The organism is Paenibacillus sp. A3, assembly GCF_001399685.1.
In the GTDB taxonomy this organism is placed as follows: Bacteria; Bacillota; Bacilli; order Paenibacillales; family NBRC-103111; genus Paenibacillus_G.
Genome location: NZ_JTHN01000218.1, coordinates 1 through 8,454 on the forward strand (window position 1 = coordinate 1; position 8,454 = coordinate 8,454).

Consider the following 8,454-nt stretch of genomic DNA (forward strand, 5'->3'; position numbering starts at 1 on the left):
CATGAGCTCCTTCATGTCGACGGACGGCAGATCGCCGGACAGCTGTCCGTAGTTGATCAGGCAGCCGCGGCGCGCCAGCAGGCTTAAGCTGAGCTTGTACGTCTCCGTCCCGACGGGATCGAAGACGGCGGCAGCCCCGCGACCGCCGGTGAAGGCGCGGACGGCGGCCTGCACGTCTTCGGCGGAACGGTCGACGGCGTGTGCGGCCCCGGCCGCCCGCACCGCTTCCAGCCGCTCGCCGCCGCTGGCGATGCCGATCACCTCGACGCCGCGCTCGGCCAACGTAGCGACTAGCAGGCGGCCTACGGCGCCGGCCGCCCCCCATACGACAGCGGCCGAGCCTTCGCTCAGCGGCCAGTGGCGGGCAAGACCGCCGGCGGTCAGCCCTGCGTGAGCCAGACTCGCGCCGTCCTCGAACGTAAGCGGGTCCGGCAGGGGCACCAGCATGGCGGCTTGCGCGATGACGACAGTCGCGCAGGACCCGGGTACGCCGGTCCAGCATACCCGCGTGCCTACGGGGAGCGTGACCTCCGGGCCGACGGCCAGAACGACCCCGGCGCCCTCCACACCGACGCCGTAGGGAAACGGAAACCGGATGGGATACGTACCGGACCGCACCAAGGATTCCACGTGGTTCAGGCCGACGGCCTCTACCCGCACAAGCGCCTCGCCGGATTTTAAAGGGGCCAGCTCTTCTTCTGCAACCTCGATGACCTCCGGCCCGCCGGCCCGCAGCGCCCGAGCAACCCGCCGCGTCGTGACCGCTCCCCCGGAGCGAAATTCCTCGGAACCATTTCCGTGCAGTTGATCGTTATTCATAATCGAATCCTCTCCTCGCAGGCTGATGAATCAGCAATATTGTTTCCTGGAAACAATATTAGCGGCGATCACTCTGTTTGTCAATATTGTTTCCCGGAAACTTTTTTTATTGAAGGATGATCAAGCTCCATTTCCGTTTTTGAAATGGCCCCTTTCTTGATATACTGATAGAATAGAACCGACCGAAAATGAAGGAGATTTCACATGGCACATACTCCCAACGACGGACGGCCCAATGGGAGCCAACATTCCAAAGAGCCGCTCATCCGGCAGGTCATTGCCTTGTTCGGGCAAGTCCAGCGGCGGATGGAGGCCGAGGATGACGAGGAGCGGCAGTGGATGGCCCGAAACTGCGACAATGAGGCAATTGTCGGGCTTTTGAAAGATACGACGGTGACCGAGCTGCATGTGCTGGACGCCATCGGACGGCTGGAGCCGGTGAACGGCATTACCGTCTCCAGACAATTCGGCATCCCGAAGGGCAGCGTCTCCAAAATTACCCGAAGGCTGACCGCCAAAGGACTGATTCAGAAACAGTTCCTTCCCAATAACAAAAAAGAGGTCCTTTTCCGCACGACTTCGCTCGGTCAGGAGCTGTTCCGGCTTCACGAAGCGCTGCACCGGCAAATGGAGCAAGGCGTTGTCCGCTTCCTGCAAAAGTATGACGACGAGGAGCTGCGCGTTCTTACCCGAATTTTACAGGATTCCTTACAAGCCTCCTGGGTAAATCCGCAAGCGAACTCCGGTCCGGAGGATGACGAAACGGGGAGAGCGGAGCCGCCCTCCGTGTAAACTTGCACGCATAAACATGAGGGAGGCACCAGACCTGACCGGCGCCTCCTGCAAGCTCGGGGGACCACCGGTATGGCGCTACATGCCAAGCAGAGCCCGGCTAAGCCGGGCGATCCCCTCCTGAATATCCTCCTTGGGAAGATGACCGTACCCTAAAATAAGCCGGCTGCGGTGCGCTTCTTTGTCGTTGGCGTGCTCTTCCACCAGATACACCTTGACTCCCATACGCTCGATTTTCCGAACCGCCTCTTCGTCGAACCGGCGTCCGGGGAACTCCGCGACGAGATGCAGCCCGGTCGAATCGCCGATGATGTTCACCTGGCCCGGAAAAGCGGACCGCAAGCATTCGATCAGACAATCTCTGCGGCTTTTGTACAGCTTCTTCATCTTCGCAATATGCCGTTCCAGATAGCCCCCTTCCATAAAACGCGCAAGAATAAGCTGATCCATCGAAGGCTTGTGCAGATCCGAGTACCACTTCAACCGGCGGCATGGCTCGACGAGAGGCCTGGGGAGAATCAGATAACCCATGCGCAACGCCGGAGATAAAATTTTGCTGAACGAGCCGATGTAGAGGACGCGGTCCGGCTCCAGCCCTTGCAAGGAGCTGACGGGCGGCCCTTCGTAGCGGAATTCGCTGTCGTAATCGTCCTCGACCAAATAACAATCGTGCGTACGCGCGTATTGAATCAACTGAATGCGCCGCTGAATCGGCAGCGCGCCTCCCAGCGGATATTGATGCGAGGGCGTAACGAAGGCCAATTTGGGCGAACTGGCCTGCGGCAGCAAAGCCGTCTGCAGCCCGTGCTCGTCCACCGGTACGAAGCGAATGGAGGCGCCTTGGGCTTGAAACATCGCCTGGATATCGCAGGTGATCGGATCTTCCATGATCACTTCGTCGCCCGGCGACAACAGCAGCTTGGACACCAGAGACAGCGCTTGCGTAGCGCCGGAAGTGATGACGAGCTGGTCCGGGTGACAGTGCACCCCTCTGCTTTTCAGCAAATACCGCGCCAACACATGCCGCAGCTCCGGACGCCCTTCGGGAGCATCGTACCCCAGCATCGCAGGCGACGCTTCGTTCCAGACGGCCGAAGACAACTGCGCCCATATTCTGCGCGGAAACCGGTCCAAGGCCGGAATGCCCGAGCGGAAATTGACGAGGCCCTCGCCCCGGGGCAGGTTATCATACGCGCTCGGCGCAATCGCTTCCGTCACTCGCCTGCGCTGTTCGAGATAAGCGCCTTCCGCCACGAACGTCCCCGAACCCCTCCGCGAGATCAGAAAGCCTTCCGCCAGCAGTTGATCGTAAGCCTCCAGAACGACATTGCGCGATACCTTCAACTCCCCGGAAAGCTCCCGCGTGGACGGCAGCTTCTCTCCGGACGGAAGCTCCCCCTTCAATATGCGGTCGCGGATTAGCCCGTACACCTGCCCGATTAGCGGCATATCGAGCGACCGGTCAATCGGAATCCACAGCATAGACCTCTCCCCTTTTCGCCAAAGTGGCTCTATTCAGATTCGGCTTCATTGGCCCTATTATAAACCACTCGGCCATGCTACAGTAAATTTATTGGATTTCATTGACAGCAAGTAATAATTTGAATATTATCTAATTAGATAATTATTAAATTAGATACATATTAAAAAATATGGATGGTGATCATCAACCCATGCAGCTGGATAAGATCGTCAATTATCATAAAGCGCTCGCCGACCCGACAAGAATCCGCATCCTAATCCTGCTGGCGGACGGGGAGCTGAACGGACAGGTGCTGGCCGACAAATTAGGCGTAACCCCTGCCACCATTACCCACCACGCCGCCAAGCTGCGGGAAGCCGGCTTGCTTTATGAGCGCCGGGTGAAGAATACCATCTACTTCTCGCTGAATCATCACTTCATCAAGGCGAACGCCGCCGCTTCCGTAGAGCTGATCTACGCCCATTCCAACGAGACAGGAGGGCCTTCCATGCCCGAGGACAAAGCCGAACGTCTTCAACAATCCGTTCTGAAAAACTTCTTCACCTCCGAAGGCAAGTTGAAGCACGTGCCTGCCCAGTTGAAGAAGAAGCTGATCGTACTGGAGCATATCGTCTCCAGGTTGGAGCAAGGAAGAAAATACACGGAACAAGAAATCAACGACTTCATCCGACAGTATCACGAGGATTTTGCGACGATCCGCAGGGAGTTTATTATGCATCGCTTCATGTTCCGGGACAACGAAGAGTACGAGCTGAATCCGCGCAAAATGTGGGCCAAGTGGGATAAGCTAACCTAAGTGAGGAGCTTGAAGGAGGAATTCCGGTGGAGCAAACGGTTGTAAAACAAGAAATAAGAAAAGCTTCCTATCGAAGCCTTTTCGAGGAAGATTCATTCGTGTCTTAGAATGGTTCAGCTCCGCTGAAAACTTGTACATTCTATCATTATGAGAAAAACTCCTTACCGGAGTCTTTTCGGGCAAAACGTTATAAATCCGCAGCGAAAGACAGACCTGCAAGCTTCTCTATGCGGCTGCCTTTTCCGGTCGCCTATCGGCTGTTTTTCAATAAGCGCGAATCCAGGATAAAATTGCCGAACGGAATAAAGGCGGCAAGCATGGCGAACAGCACTTTCAGCACGGTCCAGCGATGGGCGAAGGTAACGTGGATGACGGCCAGCACGTACAGCACGAACAACAGGCCGTGGAGCGATCCGACAATTTTGACGGCTTGCGGCATGTCCAGAAAATACTTGAGCGGCATAGCGATGGCCAGCAGAACGAGATAGGACATCCCCTCAATAAAAGCGACGATGCGCAAGCGGCCGATGGGATGATTCAACATGGCATGACCTCCAAAGTAAAAAATAGGATGTTACCGCTGTCTTCCGGCCCGCTTTGGACGAGCCCGAAGATTCATCTTTATTATAAACTGCCGGAATTCGCCAAGCATTGGGCAATTGTGACTTTTTTCAAACACCTGCTTACGCATGGGACGCTGGGGAGGGATCAAACATGAATATTAAAATGCACTCTACGTTCGCAGGTCTTATTTATGGTTCGGTGACTATGTTTTTTTTGAGTTTTATCATTTCTTTCCTCGGGGATTTCGCGGCTGGCGGCATGTCGTATGGGGGAGCGTCGTTTGAGGGATGGTTATGGTTTTTTGCGACATCCCTTTTTCCTGTCTCCGTTATTTCTGGTATTTCAGGTTACTTCCAGGCATTCAGGAACGTTCGCCTGTGGGTATATTGGATTTTATGTGCTTTTCTAGGTTTTATACTTCCCCTATTCATGGGGTCAGTTGGTGCTACGCTGATGCTTATTTCAGAGTATGGCTTTGAGCGTGTGATGACCCCGTCACCAGAGATTACAGCGAATGATATTATGCACGATTACTTTAAACTGGCACCCCAATATGCCTTAATGGTACTACCAGTTACGACACCCTTTTCAGCTCTTTGGCTTAAAGGAATGCAAGCTTTGCTGACTTATATTGAAAATAAATCATAAGTCTGGCGCGGCGGCGAGAGCGGCCGCGCTTCCGGCCTCCTGAACGAATTCCCCAACCGTCCGGTTCCCCCACCCCGTCGCGCATCGTCCAACCACCTTTCCGCAGGTCTGCAGCCCCGCCGCTTTCAGCGCATTTTCGCACAAAATCGCGGTCGTGAGCGTCCCGATCCCGCCGCCGGGCACCGAAGACACCGGCTTCACAGCTTCGGCCGCTCCTGCGTACACAATTGCGCCATAGAGCTTGACCTCCAACGTGTTTTCTCCAGCATCGGGTACAGAAACGAAAAAAGCATCCGCCAAAGCTCCTCCGGCGATTCTTAGACAAATACTTTTACCAGACGGCAAGATCAGACCGCACGCTCTCTTATGGTTACCCACTCCTTCGCCAGATTATGCAAAATCCATTATTTAAACTGGCACTATTACTTACATTCGTTGATAATCACTTGTTAATGCAAGTTATTATAAGTATAATTAAGTTATATTGCATTATTCACGAAGAAAGGATTGATTCCTCATGTATCCTTGTCTATTATTCGATGTAGATGGCACGCTGCTCGATACGGAGCAGACGATTCTCAGTTCGCTGTCGGACCTGCTGCGGGAGAGGAACATCCCTTATGAGCCGGAGGATCTTTCCTTTGTGCTCGGGATCCCGAGCGCCCGCTCGCTCCCCCGCTTCGGGATTCAAGATATTGAGGAAGCCGCGAAACGCTGGAACCGGCTGATGGAGCGGTATGACTACCAAATCCGCGTATTCGAAGGCATCGAGCCGATGCTGAGCCGGGTCAAAGAGCTCGGGCTGCGGACCGGCATCGTCACCTCCAAGACCCGCACGGAATATATCAAAGATTTTGCCCGGTTCGATCTGCACCCTTACTTCGATGTCGTCGTCTGCGCCGACGACACGGCCCGGCACAAGCCGCACCCCGAGCCGATCCTGACCGCCTTGAAGCGGCTTGAGGCAGAGCCGAAGGACACGATGTACATCGGAGACAGCATCTACGATATGCAGTGCGCGGCCGGAGCGGGCGTCGCCTCCGGACTGGCGCTGTGGGGAGCGTACGATGCCGGAATTGCGGCCAATTACCGTCTGCGGCATCCGAAGGATATTCTGACGATCATGGAAGCTGCGCTTCCGTGATTCCTTCCGCCGCTTAGAAAAGGAGCGTCAAGCCATGTCCAAAGCGGACAATATGTTATCGATCCTGTGGCTGCTCAAAAAAGGGAAGCGCATGACCGCCCAGCAGCTCGCAGACGAGCTGGAGATTCATGTGCGCACCGTCTACCGGTGTATCGACGCTTTGTGCGCCAGCGGGGTTCCCGTCGTCGCCGACGCCGGGCATCACGGCGGCTACAGCTTGCTTGAATCGTTCAACGAAGCCCCGTTGTTCTTTGATTTGGAAGAGCAAACGGCGCTGGTCCATTCGGCGGCTTTCGCCCAGCAGGCGGGCTATCCTTACGGCGAAGCGCTGGAGCGGGCCGTCGCCAAGCTCAAAAGGTACACGAACGAGGAGCAGCTCCATGCGCTGGAGCGGCGCGAATCGGGACTGGAGGTCATCCATCCGCCTGTCCCTCCCCGGCTCGGATCGATCCTGCAAGTATTGGAACAATCCGCCGCCGAAGGCCGCACTCTGCGGATCGCCTACCAATCGGGATACGAAGCCGACGTTACGGCGCGGAGCATCGACCCGTACGGGCTGGTCCATTGGAAGAGCGCATGGTATATCGTCGCTTACTGCCGGCTCCGCGAGGAAATCCGCAGCTTCCGGGTCGATCGTATCCGCGATTGGACGCACACCGAGGAGAGCTTCGAGCGGCCGGGCGGGTTTTCCGCCCGGCAGTTTTTGCTGAAGGATCTGCTGCCGGGCCCCGAAACGCAAGAAGCGCTGCTGACCGTCCGCATCCAAGGGCAGCCGCAGGCGATTAACGATCTATGCCGCCATTGGCTGCTCGGTCACACGCTCGTTGAACGGTCGGCCGACCATGTGCAGTTTCAAGTCACCGAGTCGTTTGCCTACACCCGCTTGCCTTACATGCTGCTCGGCTACGGCGGATCGATCTTCGCCGTCGAGCCCCTCCCGCTCAAAGAGTGCATGGCGGGCATCGCCTCCGCGCTTGCCGAATATTACGAAACAATTTAACTTCACTGGCCGTCCGTGTCAGTGAAGTTTGTTTATAATAGGATTACCAAACAAGGTGGAGGATGAAGCGATGACGACCCCGATCTCCAAACAAGCATTACCGGATGAAACCGGCCATACGTGGGAAGAGTGGCTGATGATTTTGCAGAGAACCGTGGACCAAGCCTGGTCATACGAGGATATCGTCAACTATTTGCGGGACGAGCATGACGTGGAGCCGCGTTGGGGCGAGACGATCGCCGCCGCCTTCGAGCAGAAGCGGGGCCGCAAGCCCACGGGAATGACGGCTTCGACCGGCTTCCAGATTGGGGTACGCCGGACGCTGCCGGTCTCCCCGGAACGGGCTTGGGAACTGCTGACCGCGCCGGAAGGGCTGCGCTTGTGGCTGGGTGGGCTGCCCTCCCTCCCGCAGCAGGGGGACGTCTACTTGACCGATGACGGCACGTCCGGCCAGCTGCGGGTGCTCAAGCCGCTGTCCCAGCTCCGCATGACCTGGCAGCCTCGGGATTGGGAGCACGTCTCTACTCTTCAAATCCGTCTGCTGCCGGCAAGCTCGGGAAAAACGACGATCAGCTTCCATCAGGAAAAGCTCGAAGACGCGTTCCGCAGAGAAGAGATGAAGCACCGCTGGGAGCAGGTCATCGCGAAACTGGAGGAGAGAATCTAGCATGAACAAATTCAGCCATGTCGACCTCCGGGTAACGCACATGGAAAGCGTCCTGCCGTTCTATGAGAAGCTGCTTCCCGCCCTCGGCTTCACGCGCACTTACCATAGCGCGGACTGGAGAGTGTTCGCCGCCGAAAGAGAACTGCCGAGCGTCGCGTACTTTGCCATTACCGAGGACCCCGAGCATCGGCCGAACCGCAACCTGATCGGGTTCTGGGCGAAGGACCGCGACGAAGTCGACGCGATTGCGCAGCTCGTACAGGAAAGCGGCGGAACCGTCACCGCCGGGCCGAAGCTGTTCCCGATCAGCCCGACCTATTATGCGGTCTATTTCGAGGACCCTTGCGGCAACGCCTACGAAATCGTTCACCGCTTGAACTAGGCTCGTCCACCGCACGGGCGAGCCTATCCCCTTTCGCAGAACCGCTTATAAGGCGCACTGCCTCCTCTTCATAACCTAAAAAAGAGGGGCTTCCGCCCCTCCAAGTGTTGAGAAACCCTAGAAGTAGAAAAACTCAGACCAATAGAGGTGGGGTATATC

11 protein-coding genes are annotated in these 8,454 nt (G+C 56.5%); 7 read left to right on the forward strand and 4 right to left on the reverse strand.

Going from position 1 to position 8,454, the window contains the following annotated elements; translation table 11 throughout:
- The coding region (locus tag QJ48_RS28800) for a zinc-binding dehydrogenase (protein ID WP_054976818.1) at positions 1-819 on the reverse strand (819 nt) is incomplete at its 3' end.
- Between the two features lie 204 nt (positions 820-1,023).
- Here QJ48_RS28800 and QJ48_RS28805 point away from each other — a divergent pair.
- Positions 1,024-1,611: a MarR family transcriptional regulator gene (locus QJ48_RS28805; RefSeq protein ID WP_054976819.1), complete on the forward strand. Its 588-nt coding sequence runs from the start codon at positions 1,024-1,026 to the stop codon at positions 1,609-1,611.
- 78 nt (positions 1,612-1,689) lie between these two features.
- On the opposite strand, the gene QJ48_RS28810 is transcribed toward QJ48_RS28805, so the two are convergent.
- Positions 1,690-3,093 (reverse strand): PLP-dependent aminotransferase family protein, encoded by a 1,404-nt coding sequence (locus QJ48_RS28810; protein ID WP_054976820.1) that lies wholly within the window; start codon positions 3,091-3,093, stop codon positions 1,690-1,692.
- Between the two features lie 191 nt (positions 3,094-3,284).
- On the opposite strand from QJ48_RS28810, the gene QJ48_RS28815 reads away from it, so the two are divergent.
- Entirely contained in the window at positions 3,285-3,890 is a 606-nt protein-coding gene (locus QJ48_RS28815) for a metalloregulator ArsR/SmtB family transcription factor (RefSeq protein WP_054976821.1), read from the forward strand.
- Between the two features lie 250 nt (positions 3,891-4,140).
- Here QJ48_RS28815 and QJ48_RS28820 read toward each other — a convergent pair whose 3' ends face one another.
- The gene (locus QJ48_RS28820; RefSeq protein WP_054976822.1) at positions 4,141-4,434 is read right to left on the reverse strand and encodes a DUF3817 domain-containing protein; all 294 of its coding nucleotides are present in this window, start codon (positions 4,432-4,434) and stop codon (positions 4,141-4,143) included.
- A gap of 170 nt (positions 4,435-4,604) precedes the next feature.
- Here QJ48_RS28820 and QJ48_RS28830 point away from each other — a divergent pair, with 170 nt between their 5' ends.
- Positions 4,605-5,102, forward strand: a complete 498-nt coding sequence (locus QJ48_RS28830) for a hypothetical protein (RefSeq protein ID WP_237763098.1) — start codon at positions 4,605-4,607, stop codon at positions 5,100-5,102.
- Here QJ48_RS28830 and QJ48_RS28835 read toward each other — a convergent pair.
- Positions 5,097-5,354, reverse strand: coding sequence for a hypothetical protein (locus QJ48_RS28835; protein ID WP_237763099.1), 258 nt, complete (start codon positions 5,352-5,354; stop codon positions 5,097-5,099). The genes QJ48_RS28830 and QJ48_RS28835 overlap by 6 nt on opposite strands.
- A 265-nt stretch (positions 5,355-5,619) precedes the next feature.
- On the opposite strand from QJ48_RS28835, the gene QJ48_RS28840 reads away from it, so the two are divergent.
- The 4 genes from QJ48_RS28840 (at position 5,620) to QJ48_RS28855 (ending at position 8,295) form a co-directional block, all read left to right on the forward strand.
- Positions 5,620-6,246 (forward strand): HAD family hydrolase, encoded by a 627-nt coding sequence (locus QJ48_RS28840; protein WP_054976825.1) that lies wholly within the window; start codon positions 5,620-5,622, stop codon positions 6,244-6,246.
- Positions 6,247-6,280: 34 nt separating this feature from the next.
- A complete protein-coding gene (locus tag QJ48_RS28845; protein ID WP_054976826.1) occupies positions 6,281-7,246 on the forward strand; it encodes a YafY family protein in 966 nt (321 codons plus the stop codon).
- Positions 7,247-7,316: 70 nt separating this feature from the next.
- Complete coding sequence (locus QJ48_RS39015; RefSeq protein ID WP_054976827.1) at positions 7,317-7,913, forward strand: SRPBCC domain-containing protein; 597 nt, start codon at positions 7,317-7,319, stop codon at positions 7,911-7,913.
- 1 nt (position 7,914) lies between these two features.
- Positions 7,915-8,295 carry a VOC family protein gene (locus tag QJ48_RS28855; protein ID WP_054976828.1) on the forward strand — a complete coding sequence of 127 codons (381 nt, stop codon included), beginning with the start codon at positions 7,915-7,917 and terminating at the stop codon, positions 8,293-8,295.
- Positions 8,296-8,454 lie beyond the last annotated feature (159 nt).

Coding starts and splice junctions, on each gene's coding strand:
- QJ48_RS28805 (WP_054976819.1), top strand. CDS start 1,024: ATGGCACATACTCCCAACGACGGACGGCCCAATGGGAGCCAACATTCC.
- QJ48_RS28810 (WP_054976820.1), bottom strand. CDS start 3,093: ATGCTGTGGATTCCGATTGACCGGTCGCTCGATATGCCGCTAATCGGG.
- QJ48_RS28815 (WP_054976821.1), top strand. CDS start 3,285: ATGCAGCTGGATAAGATCGTCAATTATCATAAAGCGCTCGCCGACCCG.
- QJ48_RS28820 (WP_054976822.1), bottom strand. CDS start 4,434: ATGTTGAATCATCCCATCGGCCGCTTGCGCATCGTCGCTTTTATTGAG.
- QJ48_RS28830 (WP_237763098.1), top strand. CDS start 4,605: ATGAATATTAAAATGCACTCTACGTTCGCAGGTCTTATTTATGGTTCG.
- QJ48_RS28840 (WP_054976825.1), top strand. CDS start 5,620: ATGTATCCTTGTCTATTATTCGATGTAGATGGCACGCTGCTCGATACG.
- QJ48_RS28845 (WP_054976826.1), top strand. CDS start 6,281: ATGTCCAAAGCGGACAATATGTTATCGATCCTGTGGCTGCTCAAAAAA.
- QJ48_RS39015 (WP_054976827.1), top strand. CDS start 7,317: ATGACGACCCCGATCTCCAAACAAGCATTACCGGATGAAACCGGCCAT.
- QJ48_RS28855 (WP_054976828.1), top strand. CDS start 7,915: ATGAACAAATTCAGCCATGTCGACCTCCGGGTAACGCACATGGAAAGC.